Annotated in this window: 1 pseudogene; it reads left to right on the plus strand. The window is 71.7% G+C overall.

What is annotated here, in order from left to right:
* Positions 1-288 precede the first annotated feature (288 nt).
* Positions 289-534: pseudogene (locus FJV41_RS57195) on the plus strand (ArgP/LysG family DNA-binding transcriptional regulator); the annotation flags it as partial.

Consider the following 534-nt stretch of genomic DNA (forward strand, 5'->3'; position numbering starts at 1 on the left):
GGAGCAGGTGGCGCTGCTGGAGAACGAGCTGCGGCGGGCCCACCCGGCCCTGCTGCCGGACGCGCACGCGCCCGCGCCCACGCTCAAGCTGGCGGTGAACGACGATTCGCTGTCCACCTGGTTCATGGACGCGATGGCCGCCTTCACGGCCGGCGGCAACGAATTGCTGGACGTCCGCATCGATGACCAGGAGCACACCGCGCAGCAGCTGCGCGAGGGCGACGTGATCGCCGCGTCACGGCCACCGCGGGCACGATCGCCGGCTGCAACACCTGGCCGCTGGGCTCCATGCACTACGTGGCCGCGGCCAGCCCGGGCTTCGTGCGCCGCTACTTCGGCAAGGGCACGGGCGGCGTCACGCCCGAGACGATGGCGCAGGCCCCGATGATGGTCTACAGCCGCAAGGACCGCCTGCAGGACCAGTGGCTGCAGCGCCAGGGGCTGGGTTCGCGCCGCCATCCGCCGCGGCACTTCCTGCCGTCCAACCAGGGCTTTCTGCGCAGTTGCGAGATGGGCGTCGGCTGGGGCATGCAC

Source organism: Myxococcus llanfairpwllgwyngyllgogerychwyrndrobwllllantysiliogogogochensis (assembly GCF_006636215.1).
In the GTDB taxonomy this organism is placed as follows: Bacteria; Myxococcota; Myxococcia; order Myxococcales; family Myxococcaceae; genus Myxococcus; species Myxococcus llanfairpwllgwyngyllgogerychwyrndrobwllllantysiliogogogochensis.